The following is a 21108-nucleotide window of genomic DNA, read 5'->3' as shown; positions in this document are numbered from 1 at the left end:
GTCGAAATGAAATACACCCTGTGGGAGTCATGGGAGAAGCTGTTCCTGTACGAGGTCGGCAGCACCATGCCGATCCCGGTCATCGCAGAGAAGTTGGAGCGCACCGAGAAGGCCATCATCAGCATGGCCCACCTGTTGAAGATACCGCTAATGGTCAGGCCGCGCGGTCGTGAATGGACGCAGGCAGAGCTATTCCTCCTGGGGCGATTCAGTCCGCAAGAGATAGCTCAGGCGACAGGCCGATCCCTGGCCTCAGTGCGATGGAAGATCAAATCACTGACCCGCGCGTCAGGAGGAAAGATTATGCGTGAATGGACGGCTGAGGAACTGGCGCTGTTATGGCGCCACAGCAACGAGGAAGTTGCGGAAATTACTGGTCGTAGCATCAAAGAGGTAGGAGATCGTCGCCTGCAGGCAAATCTGGAGCGCAACGGGTGGGATAGGGAAGACCCCGGCGCGGCGACTAAGTGGGAGGCGGCATGACCGGCAAATATTCTCTTATCTACGCCGATCCGCCATGGTCTTACGGAAACACGATCAGCAACGGCGCTGCGGAAAACCATTACGGCACCATGAAGCTGATCGACATCAAGCGCCTGGCAGTATGGGATTTGGCCGCTGAAAACTCCGTGCTGGCGATGTGGTACACCGGCACCCACAACCAGGAGGCCATTGAGCTGGCTGAGGCGTGGGGATTTACGGTGCGCACCATGAATGGTTTTACGTGGGTCAAGCTGAACCAGCTGGCAGAGGGTCGCATCAACACGGCGCTGGCCGATGGTGAGGTCACTGACTTCTACGACTTCCTCGACCTGCTGAACGCCGAAACGCGCATGAACGGAGGCAATCACACCCGGGCGAACACGGAAGATCTGCTGATCGCCACCCGCGGTGCGGGACTTGAGAGGATGAATGCCGGTATCAAGCAGGTGGTTTACAGCCCGCTCGGTGCCCACAGTGAAAAGCCGTGGGAAGTTCGCCACCGGCTTGAGTTGCTGTATGGCGACGTGCCGCGCATCGAGTTGTTCAGCCGCTGCGGTGCGCCGGGGTGGGATCATTGGGGCAATCAATGCCCAACATCGGCTGTTCAGTTGCTGCCAGGCTGCGCGATCGACGTGATGAAAACGGAGGCGGCATGAAGCCAGAAGATGAAAACGCTATCCGGTCACAGTGCAAAAAATGCGTGGCTGAAATCCGCCAGGCGATGAAGTTCAGACCAAAACCAAAATGGAACGCCGTGGTTCCAGCCATCCTCGACAAGCACTATCAGAAGATAGCCGCCATCGGCATCGATAAGCTTGGATTCATCAGCAAAATTGGCCGCATGCAGGGTCGATATGGAGTGGAGTCATGAAAATTTACATCGCCGGTCCAATGAGCGGCCTGGTCGAATTTAACCGCCCGGCCTTCTTGTTCACCGCGGCAAAGCTTACCGGCCGTGGGCATGTGGCACTTAACCCAGCAATCCTGCCTGACGGGCTTTCACAGGCCGAATACATGGACATCTGCCTGGCAATGCTGCGTTGCGCTGATGTTATCTACCTGCTTAAGGGATGGGAATCTTCGCCCGGAGCCAGAGCGGAAAAGGCACTAGCTGAGAAACTGGAGTTGCAGGTCATCTACCAGGAAGAGGATCGAGCCGCATGACAGCACAAATCACCGGGTCGCTAATGCGGCCTTTTTTATTGCTGGCGTTTGCCGTCAGCCGCATCAATGAACAGTTCAGGGAGCGCTGACCATGGCAGATTTTGCAGACGACGCATCAGCCGTCGAAGAGTTGCAGCGTAATGCTGCGTTGAGTGCTCACCGGATTAACCGTGATGCGGTATCGGCAACGCACTGTGTTGAGTGCGAAGAAGAGTTGCCGGAGGCTCGCCGGAGGCTCGCCGGAAAGCGTATCCGGGATGCACGATGTGCGTTGATTGTCATGGTGAGCAGGAATTGCGGAATAAGCAGAGGGCGGGATGATGGTTATCTGGTCACTGTTTGACGGCTCTGGAATCATGGGCCTGCCATGGGCTGAGGCAGGGCATACGGTTTACTGCTTTAACGCTGACGAGGGGAATCACGGTGCTTATCACGTCAAAATGAAGCATGAAAATCTGCGCTACGTGAATTGCTGGATTAGCCAGAATTTCCCATATAAGCCAGAGCTGACAGGAATCCCCAAGCCGCAGATGATTTTCGCCTTCCCTGATTGCACGGATTTAGCCGTGTCGGGCGCAAAGCATGAGGGGCATACGTCACTGGCGTCAGTGGAGCATGCGCAGATGGTGGAGAAAATGGCTGAGGGGTTTGGCGCAGCGTGGATGGTGGAGAATCCGGTGGGAAAAATGTCGACCCACTGGCGCAAGCCGGATTATTACTTTGACCCACACGAATACGGGGCACATCTTCACCCCGCCGAGGGATCTTATCATCCGAAAATGCCAGTCTGTGACGGTTACACAAAGAAAACGTGCATTTGGGCCGGAGGTGGTTTTGTCATGCCTGAGAGAAGGCCAGGCCCGATAAACATCGGTTGTTTTTGGGGGTGGAAGTCATTAGGCGGCAACTCACCTAAAACCAAGCAACTCCGCTCCCTCACGCCTCGCGGATTTGCCAGAGCGGTTTTTGACGCTAACCATCAGCATCTGGAGTCAGCCAATGTTCAAACTAATCCAGCGCGGCCAGATATTCGCTGATCGTCATGGGTGGCCCGTCATCATTGAAGGGGTCAGGAATGATGTCGTGCGCTACAGAAGAAACGGCAGGATTGGTTACGCATCAATCTACCGACTTAATAACGATTTCGAACCGCTCGACCACCGGGAGGCGGAGCAGATCCGCGCCGAACTGGAGACGAGCGAGCACATTAAACGGCTGAGAGCCATGCAGATGCATTGAGGAGAGATTATGGACTGGATTAAGTGTAGCGACAGGATGCCAGATCAGTATGTCGAGGTGCTGGTTTGTTCTGACGATGGAAGCCGATACATCGCGGCGCTGAACAGAGCGATGACCTGGGATGATGGTGATTTCTTCGATGATATCCAGAACATCACCCACTGGCAGCCACTACCTGAGCCACCGGCCACATGACGCAACTGATAGCCAGTTATGAGCTGGCTATTGGGTGCGAATGCACTGCCACGTTATCCCCCTTTCCCGGCCATAGTGCCGGGTTCTTTTGCCTGGAGAAAACCATGAGCGACATTATTCAGCTGGTACCGAATAAATGGGTCACAGAGGAACTTTTAACTGCGACAACCGGCATGTCAAAGCACATGATTCAGCATGCCCGCCGGTCAACCTGGATGGAGGGAAAGCATTATCGTCATGTTTCACCTGATATGGCACCCAAGCAAAACAGCCCAATCATGTATAACCGCGATGAGATAAACCACTGGATCGAGCACCAAAGCCCAGCGAAACGCCGGAGAATATCTGCTTAAATGTCCTTTGGCACATCAAACGAGGAATGATTATGGCAGCATACCCAACAGGCGTAGAGGTTCATGGAGAATCGTTACGCATATGGTTCATATATCAGGGGAAGCGTGTCAGGGAAAATCTCGGCGTTCCTGACACGCCGAAAAACAGGAAAATGGCAGGTGAGCTTCGGGCTTCGGTCTGCTTTGCGATAAAGACAGGCACATTCAACTATGCCTCACAATTCCCGGATTCATCGAACTCAGAGAAATTCAGTACCGTCAGAAAGCAAATCTCACTACTTGAACTGAAATCGAAATGGCTTGGGCTTAAGGAGATGGAGCTTAGTCTCGGGACGTTGAGGCGTTACGATTGCCACCTCACAACCACTATCGAAACAATTGGTGAGAACAGGTACATCGGTAGCCTGAACACTGAAGATATCCTTAGTGCCAGGAAGGAGCTACTGAACGGCTGGCAGAAGACCAGACATGGCCTAAATCATCCACCAAAAAAGGGAAGAAGCGTTCCTACAGTTAATAGCTATATGGCATGTCTTGGCGGGATGCTGGGCTTTGCTTTCAAAAGTGGCTATCTGAAAACCGATCTGATGGCAGGCATCACCCCACTTGCAAAAGAAAGGCCCGTTCCAGATCCACTTACTTCTGATGAGTATCAGCGAGTGGTTGCGGCCTGCCCAACGCTGCAGTTTCAGAATATGGTTATCTTTGCGGTAAATACAGGCGTCAGGCACGGCGAACTAAGCGCGTTAGCCTGGGAGGATGTGGATACTGTTAACTGGACTGTTACGGTGTCACGGAACTATTCCCTGAAGGGTAACTTCACCCTGCCAAAAACCAACGCCGGAATTCGAACCATACAGCTTACCCAGCCAGCAATTGATGCCCTCAAGGCGCAAATGCCACTGACCAGAATGATGGCATCCCACAAGGTAAGCGTCAGCCTACGGGAATACAAAAAAAAGAGAACCGATGAATGCACCTTTATATTCTCGCCGTCCATTACTTCAATGAATGGTAAGAAGACGATGTGCTACGTTCCTGGATCCATTAATTCAGCCTGGCGCACTGCCCTGCGTCGTGCAGGCGTCCGGCAAAGACGGTCTTATGAAACAAGAAACACATATGCGTGCTGGGCACTGGTCGCCGGAGCGAACCCAAATTTCGTTGCGCACCAGATGGGCCATTCGTCAGCGCAAATGCTATTCACGGTTTACGGCAAATGGATGACCGAGAATAACCATGACCAGGTGGGCATTTTGAACGCATCATTTACTCAAAATGCCCCACTGATGCCCCATAGAAAAACCGCATAACCTTAACTATCTGATTTAACATATCAATATCACTTCAATCGTGATTCATCTGGATGAGCAAGGTCGGCTCCTTTGCCTTTAGCTTCCTGCCGGTGATGTTCTGTATCGCTATCCCGCTGGGGCTGGCCCGTGAAAACAAGGGCGTGGCGGCGTTTGCCGGTTTCGTTGGCTATGCGGTGATGAACCTGGCGGTCAACTTCTGGCTGACCGCGAAAGGTATTCTGCCGACCACCGACGCGGCGGTACTCAAAGCCAATAACATCCAGAGCGTGATTGGTATTCAGTCTATTGATACCGGGATCCTCGGGGCGGTGATCGCGGGCGTGATCATCTGGATGCTGCACGAGCGTTTCCACAATATCCGCCTGCCGGACGCGCTGGCCTTCTTCGGCGGTACCCGCTTTGTGCCGATTATCACCCTCGTGGTAATGGGTCTGTTTGGTCTGATCATTCCGCTGATTTGGCCTGTCTTTGCCATGGGCATTACCGGCATTGGCCGTATCATTAACAGCGCGGGGGATTTCGGTCCGATGATCTTCGGCACCGGGGAACGCCTGCTGCTGCCGTTTGGACTCCAGCATATTCTTGTCGCCCTGATCCGCTTCACCGAAGCGGGCGGCACCATGGACGTATGCGGTCACGATGTGAGCGGCGCGCTGACCATCTTCCAGGCTCAGCTGAGCTGCCCGACCACCCACGGCTTCTCGGAGAGCGCCACCCGCTTCCTCTCCCAGGGTAAAATGCCTGCCTTCCTCGGTGGCTTGCCGGGTGCCGCACTGGCAATGTACCACTGCGCCCGTCCGGAAAACCGTCATAAGATTAAAGGCCTGCTGATCTCCGGCGTTATTGCCTGCGTGGTTGGCGGCACCACCGAGCCGATCGAGTTCCTGTTCCTGTTCGTGGCGCCGGTGCTGTATCTGATTCACGCCGTGCTGACCGGTCTGGGCTTCACCACCATGGCGGTGCTGGGCGTAACCATCGGCAACACCGACGGCAACGTGATCGACTTCGTGGTGTTCGGTATTCTGCACGGTCTGTCGACCAAGTGGTATCTGGTACCGGTAGTGGCCGCTATCTGGTTTGCGGTGTACTACGGCATCTTCCGCTTCGCCATCACCCGCTTTAACCTTAAAACGCCGGGACGCGATATCGATAACGCGGCAAGCGTGGAACAGGCCGTGGCAGGCGTCACCGGCAAATCTGGCTACAATACCCCGGCAATCCTCGCGGCGCTGGGCGGTGCGGATAACATTACCTCGCTGGACAACTGCATCACCCGTCTGCGTCTGTCGGTGGCGGACATGTCCAAAGTGGATACCAACGCCCTGAAGGCCAACCGCGCCATCGGCGTAGTGCAGCTTAACCAGCACAATTTGCAGGTGGTGATCGGCCCGCAGGTACAGTCAGTGAAAGATGAGCTGGCGACCCTGATGCGTACAGTAGAAGCCTGATGCCTCAGCCCCCTCACCTGAGGGGGTTTTCTTTTAAGGACACGTTATGTTTGATTTTTCAGCCGTCGTGGATCGTCACGGCACCTGGTGTACCCAGTGGGATTACATTGCGGACCGCTTCGGCGCCGCCGATCTGCTGCCCTTTACCATCTCGGATATGGACTTCGCCACCGCCCCCTGCATCATCGAGGCCCTGCAATCGCGCATCGGCCACGGGGTGTTTGGCTACAGCCGCTGGAAAAACGACGAATTCCTTGCCGCGGTGGCACACTGGTTCCGCCAGCGCTTTAACAGCACCATCGACACCAACGCCATCGTCTACGGCCCGTCGGTGATCTATATGGTGTCGGAGCTGATCCGCCAGTGGTCAGCGCCCGGCGACGGCGTGGTGATCCACACCCCGGCCTACGACGCGTTTTACAATGCCGTGGCGGGCAATCAGCGTCAGGTGGTCTCCGTTGGCCTGCATAAAGCGCCTGCGGGATGGCAGTGCGACATGGCGGAACTGGAAGCGGTGCTGGCCCAGCCGCAGAACACTGTTTTACTGCTTTGCAGCCCGCACAACCCCACCGGCAAGGTCTGGACCCGGGATGAGCTGAACACCATGGCGGATCTGTGCGCGCGTTACGGCGTAGCGGTGATCAGCGATGAGATCCATATGGATATGGTCTGGGGCAACCACCGGCATACCCCGTGGTGCGAGGTGGCCCGCAGCAAATGGGCCCTGCTGACCTCCGGCTCCAAGAGCTTTAACATTCCCGCCCTCACCGGGGCTTACGGGCTTATCGGCGACGAGGCCAGCCGCACGGCCTATCTTCAGGCGCTGAAGGGGCGCGACGGGCTCTCTTCGCCGTCGGTACTGGCGCTGGTGGCGCACATTGCCGCTTATGAGCAGGGTGAGGCCTGGCTGGATGCGCTGCGCGGGTATCTGGAGGCTAATTTGCAGTATGTGGCCGACAGGCTCAACGCCGCCTTCCCCGCGTTAAACTGGCAGCCGCCGGAAGCGACCTATCTGGCGTGGGTCGATCTCCGCCCGCTCAACATTGATGACAAGGCGCTGCAAAAGGTGCTGATTGAGCAGCAAAAGGTTGCGATTATGCCGGGCTATACTTACGGCGAAGAGGGTAACGGTTTTATCCGCCTTAACGCCGGATGCCCGCGCAGCAAGCTGGAGCAAGGCGTCGAACGCCTGATTGCCGGGATCAACGCCCTGCGGTGATTTTGTTGCGCAACGGATATTTATCTTGCGCAAATAGCTTTTTCATCGGTTTTGTTTTTATAATGTGTCGCACTTCTACTAATAAAGAGTGCGACCATGATTGATACCACCCTCCCGCTAACTGACGTTCACCGCCACCTTGACGGCAACATCCGCGCCCAGACCATTCTGGACCTTGGTCGTCAGTATAATTTAACCCTGCCCGCACAAACCCTGGAGACACTGATCCCGCATGTGCAGGTTACGGAAAACGAGCCGGATCTGGTCAGCTTTTTGAGCAAACTCGACTGGGGGGTAAAAGTTCTCGCCTCGCTGGACGCCTGCCGTCGCGTCGCCTTTGAAAATATCGAAGATGCCGCGCGCAACGGTCTGCACTACGTCGAGCTGCGTTTCTCCCCAGGCTATATGGCGATGACCCATAACTTGCCGGTCGACGGTGTAGTAGAAGCGGTGATCGCAGGGGTTCGCGAAGGGTGCAAAACCTTTAACGTTGAAGCGCGTCTGATCGGGATCATGAGCCGCACCTTCGGCGAAGCCGCCTGCCTGCAGGAGCTTGAAGCCCTGCTGGCGCACCGGGACGGTATTACCGCGGTGGATCTGGCCGGCGATGAGCTGGGCTTCCCGGGCAGCCTGTTCCTTTCCCACTTCAACCGCGCCCGCGATGCTGGCTGGCACATCACCGTGCATGCCGGTGAAGCGGCGGGTCCGGAGAGCATCTGGCAGGCTATTCGTGAGCTGGGTGCCGAGCGAATCGGTCACGGCGTGAAGGCGGTGGAAGACAGGGCTCTGATGGATTTCCTCGCCGAACAGCGCATCGGGATCGAATCCTGTTTAACCTCCAACATTCAGACCAGCACCGTGGCGACGCTGGCGCACCATCCGCTGAAAACCTTCCTCGAGCATGGGGTACTGGCGTCCTTGAACACCGACGATCCGGCGGTTCAGGGTGTGGATATCATTCATGAGTACAACGTGGCTGCCTCGCTGGCAGGACTGAGCCGGGAGCAGATCCGCCAGGCGCAGATCAACGGGCTGGAGATGGCATTTTTAACGCCGGCCGAGAAGCAGGCGCTGCGCGACAAGGTCGCACGCGGATAAGAAAACGCCCGGCACTGCCGGGCGTTGTTTTTTATGCCAGACAGAGAGTCGCGCGATGTTTCGCCGACTCGATACCCAGCTCAATCAGCTCCATAATCTGAATCGCCTGACTGGCCGGAACCGGGTTTTCCCCGTCGCCGTTCAGCGCATCGCGAATACCGGCGTAATAGGCCGGATAGTTGCCCGGCAGCGTCAGCCAGGTCTCTTCCACGAGTTCTTCGCCTTCGACGCGGGTCAGCACACCATCACGCATGTCGTAACCCCAGTCCTCCTGCGGCAGACGTTCGCCGTTCTTCAGACGATCTTCCTGCGGGTCGAGACCAAACTTCACATAGCTGCCGCGGGTGCCGTGGACGATGTAACGCGCGGATTCCGCCGCGGCCACCATGGTGCCGTGCAGCACAACGCGACGCTGCGGGTAGCTCAGCACCGCATGGAAATAGTCCGTCGCCTGCGCGCCAGGACGCAGCTGGGCCAGATCGACGTTCAGGCTCACCGGCAGACCAAACAGGTTAACGGCCTGGTCGAGAAGATGCGGGGCCAGATCGTACCAGATGCCGCTGCCCGGGCCCGCCTGCTCACGCCAGCGGTTACGCACCTGGGGACGGAAACGGTCGAAATGGGATTCAAAGAATGCCACTTCCCCGAGGGAGCCGTCGGCAATCAATGCCTTAACGGTGAGGAAATCGCTGTCCCAACGACGGTTGTGGAACACGGAGAGCAGTTTACCCAGGCTTTTCGCCAGCGCATCCAGCTCGCGCGCCTGTGACAACGTCACGGTGAACGGTTTGTCCACGACCACATGCTTGCCTGCTTCCAGGGCCGCTTTCGCCAGCGGGAAGTGGGTGTCGTTCGGCGTCGGGATGACGATCAGATCGATAGTCGGATCGTTAAAAAGATGCTTCGGCTCGGAAACCACCGGCACGTTTGGCCAGTCGGCGTGGACTTTTGTCGCATCGCTGCTGGAAATTGCTGCCAGCTCCATCCCCGGAGTGCCATCAATCAGCGGGGCGTGAAACGTTTTACTCGCATAACCATAACCTATTAATCCAACACGGATTTTGTCGCTCATGAAATCGCCTCTCATCTTTTGACACTCATATTTCACACTATCTCTTCTCACCTCACAATAGATTAATCTGGCACTCCTCGCTTTAAAGCAACACAAGCAATCAGTAATTTCTGATTAACATTTATAACTCGCTGAATACAATCGTAAAACATCAATGCAAAGCGCTTGCCGGAAGGCATAGCGCGCTGTAAAATTCTGGATCTGTATTTATGGATAAAACAAATAACGAATCATGACGACAATAATTAATCGAATTATCGAGTTAGCAGGGTGGATTGTGCTGGGCGTGTCGGTGATATTGCTGGGCATTGCCAGCCATATTGATAACTACCAGCCGCCAGAACCGGTGAATACGGTCAATCAAGCCAAGCCTCATGCACTGATCAAAAATAGTGACATATGATGTCAGTTGCTTATTGCCAGCCGTCATGAACAGCGTTACCCTTCTTCGCCAGGCGTCGGCCGACGCCTGATTTCGTCAGCAAAGAATATTCTTAATTTTGCCGATGCGTTTCTGCAAAATGTTTACGTCTTATTTGAACCGTTTATTATTCGACCGAATTACTCCTTTGGTATTACTCACTCGTATATGGAAAATTATTAAAATGACAGTTCAGGACTATTTATTAAAGTTTCGCAAAATTAATTCCCTTGAAAGTCTGGAAAAGCTCTTTGATCATCTGAATTATACCCTGAATGATAATCAGGAGATTATCAGCATGTACCGCGCCGCCGATCACCGTCGCGCAGAGCTGGTCTCTGGTGGACGCCTGTTCAACGTCGGCGAAGTGCCTAAGTCAGTGTGGCGTTACGTGCTCTAAAAGGATACTCATTCCCCGGAAATGTTATATACTCTCGCCCCTGCTAATTTGCGGTTCGCGCTTTAATGACTTCGGGAGAGAACATGACCACTACGGCTGGAGAAAGAATTGGCGGCTGGTTACTTGCTCCGCTTGCCTGGCTGCTGGTTGCATTATTAAGTGCCTCGCTGGCCCTGGTACTTTACTCTACTGCGTTAATTACGCCGCACGCGTTAAAGACGCTTGGTGCGCAAAATACGACTGCTATTGTCATGTGGTTTATTTCCTTCGCCTTCGCGATTGCCATGTGGTACTACACGCTGTGGCTGACCATTGCGTTTTTCAAACGCCGCCGCAGTGTGCCTAAGCACTATATTATCTGGCTGCTTGTCTCCGTATTGCTGGCCGTGAAGGCCTTCGCTTTTTCGCCGGTCTCCGATGCGCTGGCGCTGAGACAACTTCTCTTCCCACTGCTGGTGACCGCGCTGTTTGTGCCCTACTTTAAGCGCTCGGCACGCGTGAAGAACACCTTTGTGAACCCGTAATAACCATACAGTTAACCTGTTGTCGCCTGCGGCGGTTTATCCGATAATAGGCGGCTTTTTTATGTCAGGCTAAATAATGACCGATTACTTACTGCTCTTTGTCGGCACGGTGCTGGTAAACAACTTCGTTCTCGTGAAGTTCCTTGGCCTGTGCCCGTTTATGGGCGTCTCCAAAAAGCTGGAAACGGCGATGGGGATGGGGCTGGCAACCACCTTCGTGCTGACCCTGGCCTCGATCTGCGCCTGGTGGGTAGATACCTGGATCTTAATCCCCCTTGGTCTGACCTATCTGCGCACGCTGGCCTTTATTCTGGTTATCGCTGTGGTGGTGCAGTTCACCGAAATGGTGGTGCGTAAAACCAGCCCGGCGCTCTACCGCCTGCTCGGCATCTTCCTGCCGCTGATCACCACCAACTGTGCTGTGCTCGGCGTGGCGCTGCTCAACATTAACCTTGGGCACAATTTCCTGCAGTCGGCGCTGTACGGCTTTTCCGCAGCGGTCGGCTTCTCGCTGGTGATGGTACTGTTTGCGGCGATCCGCGAACGCCTGGTCGCGGCCGATATCCCGGCACCGTTTCGCGGTAACGCTATCGCGCTGGTTACCGCCGGTCTTATGTCTCTGGCCTTTATGGGCTTTAGTGGTCTGGTGAAGTTGTAATGAATGCAATCTGGATTGCCATTGCTGTCCTCGGCGTTCTGGGGCTGCTGTTTGGCGTTATTCTCGGTTACGCCTCACGCCGCTTTGCGGTGGAGGACGATCCGGTTGTCGAGAAAATTGATGAGCTGCTGCCGCAAAGCCAGTGCGGGCAGTGCGGCTACCCTGGCTGTCGCCCTTACGCCGAGGCGGTGGGCACCGGCGGCGAGAAAATTAACCGCTGTGCCCCTGGCGGCGAAGCGGTAATGCTCAAAATTGCCGGACTGCTGAACGTGGAACCCCAGCCGGTCGACGGTGACGAAAGCGCCCAGGAGCCGGTGCGCATGCTGGCGGTGATTGATGAGCCCAACTGCATCGGCTGCACCAAATGTATTCAGGCCTGCCCGGTGGATGCCATCGTGGGCGCCACGCGCGCCATGCATACCGTGATGGAAGATCTGTGTACCGGCTGTAACCTCTGTGTTGCCCCCTGCCCGACCCAGTGCATTGAGTTACGCCCGGTAGCAACCACAACTGACAGCTGGAAATGGGATCTTCAGACCATTCCGGTGCGCATTATTCCTGTGGAACGACATGCTTAAGTTATTTTCTGCCTTCAGAAAAGAGAAGATCTGGGATTTCGACGGCGGTATTCACCCGCCGGAGATGAAAACCCAGTCCAGCGGCACGCCGCTGCGCCAGATACCGCTGGCCAACCGTTTTATTATCCCTCTGAAACAGCACATCGGCGCTGAGGGTGAGCTGTGCGTGAAGCCCGGCGACAGCGTGTTACGCGGCCAGCCCCTGACCTTCGGGCGCGGGCGTATGCTGCCTGTACATGCCCCGACCTCCGGCACCGTGGTGGCGATTGCCCCCCATACGGTGGCCCACCCTTCCGCGCTGTCTGAAATGTGCATCGTGATTGAAGCCGATGGCGAAGATCGCTGGATCGAGCGCGACGGCTGGAGCGACTACCGCAGCCACAGCCGGGAAGAGCTGATCGCCCGCATCCATCAGTCCGGCGTCGCCGGTCTGGGCGGCGCAGGCTTCCCGACCGGCAACAAACTGCAGGGCGGCGGCGATAAGATTAAGACCCTGATCATCAACGCCGCCGAGTGCGAACCCTACATTACAGCGGACGATCGTCTGATGCAGGACTGCGCGGCGCAAATCGTCGAGGGTATTCGTATCCTCGCGCACATTCTGCAGCCGCAGGAAGTCCTGATCGGCATCGAAGATAACAAGCCGCAGGCCATCTCCATGCTGCGTGCGGTGCTGGCGGGTAGCCACGACATCGGCCTGCGCGTGATCCCGACCAAATACCCTTCGGGCGGTGCGAAGCAGCTGACCCAGATCTTAACCGGCAAGCAGGTTCCCCACGGCGGTCGTTCGTCTGATATCGGCGTGCTGATGCAGAACGTCGGCACCGCCTATGCCGTGAAACGTGCGGTCATTGACGGCGAACCGCTCACCGAGCGCGTCGTTACCCTCACCGGTGAAGCCGTCAGCCGTCCGGGCAACGTCTGGGCGCGTCTCGGCACTCCTGTCCGCCACCTGCTCGATCAGGCCGGTTTCTGCCCGAGCGCTGAGCAGATGGTGATCATGGGCGGGCCGCTGATGGGCTTTACCCTGCCGTGGCTCGATGTCCCGGTCGTAAAAATTACCAACTGCCTGCTGGCACCGTCCGCCAGCGAAATGGGCGAAGAGCAGGAAGAGAAAGGCTGCATTCGCTGTAGCGCCTGCGCCGACGCCTGTCCGGCAGATCTGCTGCCCCAGCAGCTGTACTGGTACAGCAAAGGGCAGATCCACGACAAAGCAAAATCCCACAACCTCGCCGACTGTATCGAGTGCGGTGCCTGCGCCTGGGTTTGTCCGAGCAATATTCCGCTGGTGCAGTATTTCCGCGTCGAGAAAGCCGAAATTTACGCCATCGCCCAGGAAGAGAAGCGTGCTGCCGAAGCCAAAGCACGTTTTGAAGCGCGCCAGCAGCGTCTTGAGCGTGAGAAAGCCGCCCGCGAGGAGCGCCACAAGAAAGCCGCGGTTCAGCCTGCGGCGAAAGATCAGGACGCCATCAACGCCGCCCTGGCCCGCGTGCGCGAGAAGAAAGCCACTGCTACCGAAGATGTGGTGATCCCGGCAGGTCAGCGCCCGGATAACAGCGAGATGATTGCCGCCCGCGAAGCGCGTAAAGCCGAGGCCCGGGCGCGGCAGGCAGAAAAAGCCCAGGCAGCCGCAGCGCAGCCGGAAGCCGATCCGCGTAAAGCGGCGGTGGAAGCGGCGATTGCCCGCGCCAAAGCCCGTAAAGCGGCCCAGCCGGAAGAAAGCCAGGCCGAACCGGCTCCGGTCGATCCACGTAAAGCCGCCGTCGAAGCGGCGATTGCCCGCGCGAAAGCCCGCAAAGCGGCGCAGCCGGACGACATTCAGATCGAACAGACGCCGGTCGACCCACGCAAAGCCGCGGTCGAAGCGGCCATTGCCCGCGCCAAAGCCCGTAAAGCGGCGCAGCCGGAAACGACCCCGGAAGAAAAATCCCCTGTCGATCCGCGTAAAGCCGCGGTCGAGGCGGCCATCGCTCGTGCCAAAGCACGCAAGGCGGCGCAGCAGGAAGAAGAACCGGCAGCCAATGACGATCCACGCAAGGCGGCAGTTGCTGCCGCCATCGCGCGCGTTCAGGCGAAGAAAGCCGCACAGCAGGCAGTTAACGAGGATTAAATGGTTTTCAGAATCGCAAGCTCCCCTTATACCCATAACCAGCGCCAGACATCGCGCATTATGATGCTGGTTTGCCTGGCCGCGCTGCCGGGCATTGCCGTTCAGTTCTGGTTTTTCGGCTGGGGTACGCTGCTGCAAATTATCCTCGGCTGTGTCAGCGCCCTGGCGGCTGAAGCGCTGGTGCTTAAGCTGCGTAAAATGGCGGTAAGCAAAATTCTGGCGGACAACTCCGCCCTGCTTACCGGTCTGCTGCTGGCTATCAGTATTCCCCCCTTCGCCCCCTGGTGGATGGTGGTGCTCGGCACCGTATTTGCGGTGATCATCGCCAAGCAGCTGTATGGCGGCCTGGGGCACAACCCCTTTAACCCGGCGATGATTGGCTACGTGGTGCTGCTGATCTCCTTCCCGGTGCAGATGACCAGTTGGCTGCCGCCGCATGACATCGCCGCAACGGTGCCAGGTTTACTGGATGCCGTGCAGGTGATCTTCTCTGGCCATACCGCCAGCGGCGCTGATATGAACAGCCTGCGCATGGGCGTGGACGGCATCAGCCAGGCAACACCGCTCGATACCTTCAAAACCTCCCTGCACGCGGGTCATAGCGTGGAGCAGATCCTGCAGTACCCGATTTACAGCGGTGTGCTGGCGGGCGCAGGCTGGCAGTGGGTTAACCTCGCTTATCTGGCGGGCGGGCTGTTTCTGCTGTGGCAGAAAGCAATCCGCTGGCATATCCCGGTGAGCTTCCTGGTCACTCTGGCGGTCTGTTCCGGGCTGGGCTGGGCGTTCTCGCCGGAGTCGCTGGCATCGCCGCAGATCCATCTGCTCTCTGGTGCCACCATGCTGGGCGCATTCTTTATTCTGACCGACCCGGTGACGGCCTCCACCACGAACCGTGGTCGCCTGATTTTTGGTGCGCTGGCCGGTCTGCTGGTATGGCTGATCCGCAGCTTTGGCGGTTATCCGGACGGCGTGGCCTTCGCCGTGCTGCTGGCGAACATTACCGTACCGCTCATCGACTACTACACTCGTCCGCGCGTGTACGGCCATCGCTAAGGAATACGTCATGTTAAAAACGATGCAAAAACACGGCATGACCCTGGCGCTCTTTGCCGCTGTGCTGACCGGCCTGACCGCACTGGTCAACGGGTTAACCAAATCCACCATTGATGAACAGGCGGCCCGTCAGCAGAAGGCACTGTTTGACCAGGTTATTCCGGCCGATTTGTACGACAACGAACTGCAGAAGAGCTGCTACCTTGTTCAGGCTCCGGCGCTGGGCAAAGGTACTCACCGTATCTATATTGCCCGTAAAGGCGATACCCCGGTCGGCGTGGTGATGGAAGCGACGGCCCCGGACGGTTACTCTGGCGCTATTCAACTGCTGGTCGGCACCGATTTCTCCGGCACCGTGCTGGGCACGCGCGTGACTCAGCATCACGAAACGCCAGGGCTTGGGGATAAAATCGAAACCCGCTTAAGCGACTGGATTTTGCATTTCGCTGGTAAAACCATCCACGGTATTGACGATCCGGCGTTTGCAGTGAAAAAAGATGGCGGCGAATTCGATCAGTTTACCGGTGCGACCATCACCCCGCGAGCGGTGGTGAATGCCGTTAAGCGCGCGGGCGTCTACGCGCAAACGCTGCCTGCGCAAATTAACAATCTGCCCGCCTGTGAGGAGTGATCATGAGCCAGGTTAAAGAGGTTATTGTCCAGGGGCTGTGGAAGAACAACTCCGCCCTGGTGCAGCTGCTGGGGATGTGTCCGCTGCTGGCCGTCACTTCGACCGCCACCAACGCCCTGGGTCTGGGCCTTGCCACTACGCTGGTGCTGACCCTGACCAATCTGTCGATCTCTGCCCTGCGTCGCTGGACGCCGTCAGAAATTCGTATTCCGATCTACGTGATGATCATCGCCTCGGTGGTAAGCGTCGTGCAGATGCTGATCAACGCTTACGCCTTTGGTCTTTATCAGTCGCTGGGGATTTTTATCCCGCTGATCGTGACCAACTGTATTGTGGTGGGACGCGCCGAAGCCTTTGCGGTGAAAAACGATCCGCTCATTTCCGCCCTTGATGGCTTTGCCATCGGGATGGGGGCAACCGGAGCGATGTTCGTGCTGGGCTCGATGCGCGAAATCCTCGGCAACGGCACCCTGTTCGACGGCGCGGACGCGCTGCTGGGCGGCTGGGCCAAAGCCCTGCGCATTGAAGTGTTCCACACCGATACGCCGTTCCTGCTGGCGATGCTGCCCCCTGGCGCGTTTATTGGCCTCGGCATGATGCTGGCGGTGAAATACCTGATTGATGAGAAGCGCAAACGCCGCGCTGCCGCTCGCAGCGCAGAGGAAGGGATCCCTGAGAAGGCCTGATGAACAAAGAGAAGCGTTTAACTATTTTGCAGCGCCTGCGGGATAACAACCCGCACCCGACGACCGAACTGAACTTCACCTCGCCGTTTGAGCTGCTGATCGCGGTCCTGCTCTCCGCGCAGGCTACGGACGTGAGCGTGAACAAAGCCACCGCCAAGCTCTATCCCGTAGCCAACACGCCCCAGGCGATGCTGGAGCTGGGCGTCGAGGGGGTAAAGTCGTACATCAAGACCATCGGCCTGTTTAACAGCAAAGCCGAGAACGTGATTAAAACCTGCCGGATGCTGATAGAACTGCACGGTGGCGAAGTACCGGAAGATCGCGCTGCGCTGGAAGCCCTGCCCGGCGTGGGCCGCAAAACCGCCAACGTGGTGCTGAATACCGCCTTTGGCTGGCCGACCATTGCCGTGGATACCCACATCTTCCGCGTCTGCAACCGGACGAATTTCGCCCCGGGCAAAAACGTGGAGCAGGTTGAAGATAAGCTGCTGAAGGTGGTTCCGGCGGAGTTTAAGGTCGACTGCCACCACTGGCTGATCCTGCACGGGCGTTACACCTGCATTGCGCGTAAGCCCCGCTGCGGCTCCTGTATTATTGAAGATCTCTGTGAATATAAAGAGAAAACCGATGCCTGAAACCGTCATCCGACGGTTTTTTCATGATGTAAATCCCTTACACTAAGCATGACTATCTTTTTCCCTCGCCTTTTGCAGTTTTTCCAGCTGAGCTAAAGTGCATGCTTCGCGCATTGTGCGGCTATATAACAATCAAACAGGTTAATTGTTTTTTCGTCAGCGAAATTTTCTATATAAATGTGATCGAGATCACCCTGTTCACACGCTGTTAATTTTATGTGTCAAAAAGGCTATCAAGGCCTTACAGCATCAATAATTATCCCCTTTATGCCCGTAGATATGTCCGGGTATTTTTCAGAATGCAGGCCATATCACTGCTTAACACCTTTTACAGCAGAACATATCGCCACATGGCGATTTTTTCCCCTTACTGACAGTGAAAAAAACCAGTTTCAACGCAACGGTAAAATTTAACGCTAAATAACATTTAGGTTTCTGGCGCATTATAGGGCAAGAGTTAAATGTAACAGACTATTACAAACACCTTGCCAGATGGGTCAGGATAGTGAACATTACCCGCCGTTTCCCCTCCCACTATAACTATAAAGCGGATGGACTACGGTCATCACGCTGTGAACACCCCCGTTAATATGGGATGTAAAAAAAGAGGTATATGTGTCTACTGCAAACAATAAACCAGCTGAAGAGAGCGTAAGTCTTAACGCTTTCAAACAACCGAAATCGTTCTATCTCATTTTCTCTATTGAGCTGTGGGAGCGTTTTGGTTACTACGGTCTGCAAGGGATCATGGCGGTTTACCTGGTTAAACAACTGGGTATGTCCGAAGCCGATTCCATCACGCTGTTCTCTTCCTTCAGTGCTCTGGTGTACGGTCTGGTCGCGATTGGCGGCTGGCTGGGCGATAAAGTGCTGGGTACCAAACGTGTCATCCTGCTGGGCGCCATCGTTCTGGCTATCGGTTATGGTCTGGTGGCATGGTCCGGTCACGATGCCGGCGTAGTGTATATGGGTATGGCGACCATCGCGGTCGGTAACGGCCTGTTCAAAGCGAACCCGTCTTCCCTGCTTTCTACCTGCTATAAGAAAGATGACCCACGTCTGGACGGTGCATTCACCATGTACTACATGTCCATCAACATCGGTTCCTTCTTCTCTATGCTGGCAACCCCGTGGCTGGCAGCGAAATTCGGCTGGAGCGTGGCGTTTGCCCTGAGCTTCGTCGGTATGCTGATTACCGTGGTGAACTTCCTGTTCTGCCGCAGCTGGGTTAAAGACTACGGTTCAAAACCTGACTTTGCCCCGGTGCAGAAAGGCAAACTGCTGGCAACTATCGTCGGTGTTGTGGTGCTGGTTGCTATTGCGACCTGGCTGCTGCACAACCAGGGTATCGCCCGTGCGGTGCTGGGCGTGGTTGCGCTGGGTATCGTCTGCATCTTCGCGAAAGAAGCTTTCTCTATGCAGGGCGCAGCGCGCCGTAAGATGATCGTTGCCTTCATCCTGATGGTTGAAGCCATTGTCTTCTTCGTGCTCTACAGCCAGATGCCGACTTCTCTGAACTTCTTCGCGATCCGTAACGTTGAGCACTCTATCCTGGGTATCGCGTTCGAACCTGAGCAGTTCCAGGCCCTGAACCCGTTCTGGATCATGATTGGTAGCCCGATTCTGGCTGCTATCTACAACAAGATGGGCGACCGCCTGCCAATGCCGCACAAGTTTGCTGTCGGTATGGTGCTGTGCTCTGGTGCGTTCCTCGTGCTGCCGCTGGGTGCGAAGTTCGCCAGCGACGCGGGTATCGTCTCCGTTAACTGGCTGATCCTGAGCTACGCGCTGCAGTCTATCGGTGAGCTGATGATCTCCGGTCTGGGCCTCGCGATGGTTGCACAGCTGGTTCCACAGCGTCTGATGGGCTTCATCATGGGTAGCTGGTTCCTGACCACTGCCGGTGCTGCCATCATCGCCGGTAAAATCGCGAACCTGATGGCCGTGCCATCTGACGTGACCGATCCGCTGCAGTCCCTGCATGTCTACGGCGACGTGTTCCTGCAGATTGGTATCGCCACCGCGGTCATCGCTGCGCTGATGATGCTGACTGCGCCGAAACTGAACCGCATGACTCAGGACGACGACACTACCGCTAAAGCGAGCAAAACCGCCACCGCGTAATGTCATCGGGAAACGACTGAACGGAAGCCGCTAACTGTGCGTTAGCGGCTTTTTTTTTACCTTGTGGCGCACTAACATAGAGTAAACCTACGTAAACAGGAGTGACCGATGAAACTGTTCTATAAACCAGGCGCCTGCTCTCTTGCCTCCCACATTACGCTGCGCGAGAGCGGTAAAGACTTCACCCTTAACGGTGTTGATCTGATGAAAAAGCGTCTGGAAAACGGCGATGATTTTTTCGCGGTGAATCCTAAAGGCCAGGTTCCGGCCCTGCTGCTGGAAGACGGTACCCTGCTGACCGAAGGGGTTGCCATCATGCAATACCTCGCCGACAGCGTGGCAGACCGCCAGCTGCTGGCCCCTACCGGCAGCATTGCCCGCTATAAGACCATCGAGTGGATGAACTACATCGCCACCGAACTGCACAAGGGCTTTACCCCGCTGTTCCGCCCGGATACTCCGGAAGAGTACAAGCCGACCGTCCGCGCCCTGCTGGAGAAAAAGCTGCAGTACGTCAACGAATCACTGAAAGATGAGCAGTGGATCTGCGGTCAGCGCTTTACCATCGCCGATGCGTATCTGTTTACCGTCCTGCGCTGGGCACGCGCCGTGAAGCTGAACATGGAAGGGTTAAGCCATATTGACGCTTATATGCAGCGTATGGCGGAGCGTCCTGCCGTGGCGGCAGCGCTGGAAGCGGAAGGGTTGAAGTAAGAGGATTTTTTTGCCCGGCGGCGCTTCGCTTGCCGGGCCTACAGATTCCGTAGGCCGGGTTAGCGAAGCGCCACCCGGCTTTTTTTGTCAGAGCTGGGTCGCGCTAAAGACGTGTTCTGGCTTCGCGATACGATCCTGGGCGGCCACCACCTGCAGTTCGTACTCCTGCATCTCTTTTGTGGCGATCATAATCTCATACACCGCCGCCGTGACGTGCTCCAGCGCATCACGCACCGTTGCACCCTGCAGCAGTTTCACCAGCAGCAGACCGCTGGTGACATCGCCTACGCCTACCGGCTGGCGGCTGCCGAAATCCACCAGCGGACGGCTGATGTGCCAGGCTTCATCTTTGGTTACCAGCAGCATTTCAAAGCGATCCGGGCTTAATCCGGCGCGGGCCAGATGCTTCACCAGCACGATCTCAGGCCCCATCGCAATCAGTTCGCGGGACGCCGCCACGGCCTCTTCCACGCTGTTCACCGGGTGCTCGCAGAGGATCTCCAGCTCGATAAGGTTCGGGGCGATAATGTCGCTGGCCGGTAAAGCGTGACGCACGTGGAACTCCGCCACGCCCGGCGCCACGATACAGCCCTTTTCCGGATGGCCCATCACCGGGTCACAGAAGTATTTCGCCGCCGGGTTCGCCGCCTTCACCTGGCGGACGATACCGAGAATATGCTCGCCCTGCTCTGCAGAACCCAGGTAGCCGCTCAGCACGGCATCGCAGGTTTTCAGTTTGTCGATATCGGCGATGCCCTGAACAATCTCCGTAAGATGAGCGGGCGGCATCACGCAACCGGTCCACTTGCCGTATTGCGTATGGTTGGAAAACTGAACGGTGTTTAACGGCCAGACGTTGGCCCCGAGACGACGCATCGGAAACTCAGCGGCGCTGTTGCCAGCATGCCCAAAGACAACGTGGGACTGGATGGCGAGGATATTCTTCATGTTCTTACCACAACCCTGAAAAAATAAAGGGGCGTGGTT

General features: G+C 56.5%; 26 protein-coding genes and 1 pseudogene. 25 read left to right on the top strand and 2 right to left on the bottom strand.

The features are described 5' to 3' along the window. The first annotated feature begins 6 nt into the window (after positions 1-6). The 13 genes and pseudogenes from FHN83_RS28850 to add all read left to right on the top strand — a co-directional run bounded on the left by FHN83_RS28850 (position 7) and on the right by add (position 8515). On the top strand, positions 7-483 hold the full coding sequence (locus tag FHN83_RS28850; RefSeq protein ID WP_327062096.1) for a hypothetical protein: 477 nt from the start codon (positions 7-9) through the stop codon (positions 481-483). Continuing rightward, entirely contained in the window at positions 480-1139 is a 660-nt protein-coding gene (locus FHN83_RS21785; RefSeq protein WP_139564897.1) for an MT-A70 family methyltransferase, read from the top strand. Before FHN83_RS28850 ends, FHN83_RS21785 begins: the two co-directional genes overlap by 4 nt. Further along, complete coding sequence (locus tag FHN83_RS21780; RefSeq protein ID WP_139564896.1) at positions 1136-1354, top strand: hypothetical protein; 219 nt, start codon at positions 1136-1138, stop codon at positions 1352-1354. Before FHN83_RS21785 ends, FHN83_RS21780 begins: the two co-directional genes overlap by 4 nt. Beyond that, entirely contained in the window at positions 1351-1647 is a 297-nt protein-coding gene (locus FHN83_RS21775; protein WP_139564895.1) for a DUF4406 domain-containing protein, read from the top strand. The genes FHN83_RS21780 and FHN83_RS21775 overlap by 4 nt, the downstream gene beginning before the upstream one ends. A 201-nt stretch (positions 1648-1848) precedes the next feature. Further along, positions 1849-1968 (top strand): TraR/DksA C4-type zinc finger protein, encoded by a 120-nt coding sequence (locus FHN83_RS29025; protein ID WP_419146396.1) that lies wholly within the window; start codon positions 1849-1851, stop codon positions 1966-1968. Then, on the top strand, positions 1965-2684 hold the full coding sequence (locus FHN83_RS21765; protein WP_139564894.1) for a DNA cytosine methyltransferase: 720 nt from the start codon (positions 1965-1967) through the stop codon (positions 2682-2684). Before FHN83_RS29025 ends, FHN83_RS21765 begins: the two co-directional genes overlap by 4 nt. Beyond that, the gene (locus FHN83_RS21760; RefSeq protein WP_139564893.1) at positions 2647-2886 is read left to right on the top strand and encodes a DUF4222 domain-containing protein; all 240 of its coding nucleotides are present in this window, start codon (positions 2647-2649) and stop codon (positions 2884-2886) included. The genes FHN83_RS21765 and FHN83_RS21760 overlap by 38 nt, the downstream gene beginning before the upstream one ends. A gap of 9 nt (positions 2887-2895) precedes the next feature. Next, positions 2896-3081 carry a DUF551 domain-containing protein gene (locus FHN83_RS21755; RefSeq protein ID WP_139564892.1) on the top strand — a complete coding sequence of 62 codons (186 nt, stop codon included), beginning with the start codon at positions 2896-2898 and terminating at the stop codon, positions 3079-3081. 104 nt (positions 3082-3185) lie between these two features. Further along, complete coding sequence (locus tag FHN83_RS21750) at positions 3186-3434, top strand: excisionase family protein (RefSeq protein ID WP_054830143.1); 249 nt, start codon at positions 3186-3188, stop codon at positions 3432-3434. A gap of 32 nt (positions 3435-3466) precedes the next feature. After that, positions 3467-4747: a site-specific integrase gene (locus FHN83_RS21745; RefSeq protein ID WP_139564891.1), complete on the top strand. Its 1281-nt coding sequence runs from the start codon at positions 3467-3469 to the stop codon at positions 4745-4747. A 44-nt stretch (positions 4748-4791) separates the two neighbouring features. Then, positions 4792-6198: pseudogene (gene malX / locus FHN83_RS21740) on the top strand (maltose/glucose-specific PTS transporter subunit IIBC); the annotation flags it as partial. Positions 6199-6244: 46 nt separating this feature from the next. Further along, the gene (locus FHN83_RS21735; protein ID WP_139564890.1) at positions 6245-7417 is read left to right on the top strand and encodes a MalY/PatB family protein; all 1173 of its coding nucleotides are present in this window, start codon (positions 6245-6247) and stop codon (positions 7415-7417) included. Between the two features lie 96 nt (positions 7418-7513). Continuing rightward, complete coding sequence (gene add, locus FHN83_RS21730; protein ID WP_138368845.1) at positions 7514-8515, top strand: adenosine deaminase; 1002 nt, start codon at positions 7514-7516, stop codon at positions 8513-8515. Positions 8516-8546: 31 nt separating this feature from the next. On the opposite strand, the gene FHN83_RS21725 is transcribed toward add, so the two are convergent. Then, positions 8547-9587, bottom strand: a complete 1041-nt coding sequence (locus tag FHN83_RS21725; RefSeq protein ID WP_138368844.1) for an oxidoreductase — start codon at positions 9585-9587, stop codon at positions 8547-8549. A gap of 244 nt (positions 9588-9831) precedes the next feature. Here FHN83_RS21725 and blr point away from each other — a divergent pair, with 244 nt between their 5' ends. The 12 genes from blr (at position 9832) to gstA (ending at position 20121) form a co-directional block, all read left to right on the top strand. Further along, positions 9832-9990, top strand: a complete 159-nt coding sequence (blr, locus tag FHN83_RS21720; RefSeq protein ID WP_171029932.1) for a division septum protein Blr — start codon at positions 9832-9834, stop codon at positions 9988-9990. Positions 9991-10192: 202 nt separating this feature from the next. Beyond that, the gene (gene ydgT, locus FHN83_RS21715; protein WP_039029168.1) at positions 10193-10408 is read left to right on the top strand and encodes a transcription modulator YdgT; all 216 of its coding nucleotides are present in this window, start codon (positions 10193-10195) and stop codon (positions 10406-10408) included. 83 nt (positions 10409-10491) lie between these two features. Beyond that, the gene (locus FHN83_RS21710) at positions 10492-10932 is read left to right on the top strand and encodes a DUF2569 domain-containing protein (RefSeq protein WP_039029167.1); all 441 of its coding nucleotides are present in this window, start codon (positions 10492-10494) and stop codon (positions 10930-10932) included. A gap of 76 nt (positions 10933-11008) precedes the next feature. Then, entirely contained in the window at positions 11009-11590 is a 582-nt protein-coding gene (rsxA, locus tag FHN83_RS21705; protein WP_039029166.1) for an electron transport complex subunit RsxA, read from the top strand. Beyond that, complete coding sequence (gene rsxB / locus FHN83_RS21700; protein WP_139564889.1) at positions 11590-12168, top strand: electron transport complex subunit RsxB; 579 nt, start codon at positions 11590-11592, stop codon at positions 12166-12168. Before rsxA ends, rsxB begins: the two co-directional genes overlap by 1 nt. Then, positions 12161-14278, top strand: a complete 2118-nt coding sequence (gene rsxC / locus FHN83_RS21695; protein ID WP_039029164.1) for an electron transport complex subunit RsxC — start codon at positions 12161-12163, stop codon at positions 14276-14278. Before rsxB ends, rsxC begins: the two co-directional genes overlap by 8 nt. Next, positions 14279-15331 carry an electron transport complex subunit RsxD gene (gene rsxD / locus FHN83_RS21690; protein ID WP_139564888.1) on the top strand — a complete coding sequence of 351 codons (1053 nt, stop codon included), beginning with the start codon at positions 14279-14281 and terminating at the stop codon, positions 15329-15331. A 10-nt stretch (positions 15332-15341) separates the two neighbouring features. Further along, positions 15342-15962: an electron transport complex subunit RsxG gene (rsxG, locus tag FHN83_RS21685; RefSeq protein ID WP_139564887.1), complete on the top strand. Its 621-nt coding sequence runs from the start codon at positions 15342-15344 to the stop codon at positions 15960-15962. A 2-nt stretch (positions 15963-15964) separates the two neighbouring features. Continuing rightward, entirely contained in the window at positions 15965-16648 is a 684-nt protein-coding gene (locus FHN83_RS21680; RefSeq protein WP_039029161.1) for an electron transport complex subunit E, read from the top strand. Further along, positions 16648-17283 carry an endonuclease III gene (gene nth / locus FHN83_RS21675; protein WP_039029160.1) on the top strand — a complete coding sequence of 212 codons (636 nt, stop codon included), beginning with the start codon at positions 16648-16650 and terminating at the stop codon, positions 17281-17283. The genes FHN83_RS21680 and nth overlap by 1 nt, the downstream gene beginning before the upstream one ends. A gap of 615 nt (positions 17284-17898) precedes the next feature. Next, entirely contained in the window at positions 17899-19407 is a 1509-nt protein-coding gene (gene dtpA, locus FHN83_RS21670) for a dipeptide/tripeptide permease DtpA (RefSeq protein ID WP_039029159.1), read from the top strand. 108 nt (positions 19408-19515) lie between these two features. After that, complete coding sequence (gene gstA, locus FHN83_RS21665; RefSeq protein WP_039029158.1) at positions 19516-20121, top strand: glutathione transferase GstA; 606 nt, start codon at positions 19516-19518, stop codon at positions 20119-20121. An 87-nt stretch (positions 20122-20208) separates the two neighbouring features. Here gstA and pdxY read toward each other — a convergent pair whose 3' ends face one another. Continuing rightward, positions 20209-21069 carry a pyridoxal kinase PdxY gene (gene pdxY / locus FHN83_RS21660; RefSeq protein WP_139564886.1) on the bottom strand — a complete coding sequence of 287 codons (861 nt, stop codon included), beginning with the start codon at positions 21067-21069 and terminating at the stop codon, positions 20209-20211. Positions 21070-21108 lie beyond the last annotated feature (39 nt).

This window comes from Leclercia adecarboxylata (assembly GCF_006171285.1).
Taxonomy (GTDB): domain Bacteria; phylum Pseudomonadota; class Gammaproteobacteria; order Enterobacterales; family Enterobacteriaceae; genus Enterobacter; species Enterobacter barmai.
The sequence above is the reverse complement of the archived record's forward strand: the minus strand, read 5'-3'. Positions and strand labels throughout refer to the sequence as shown.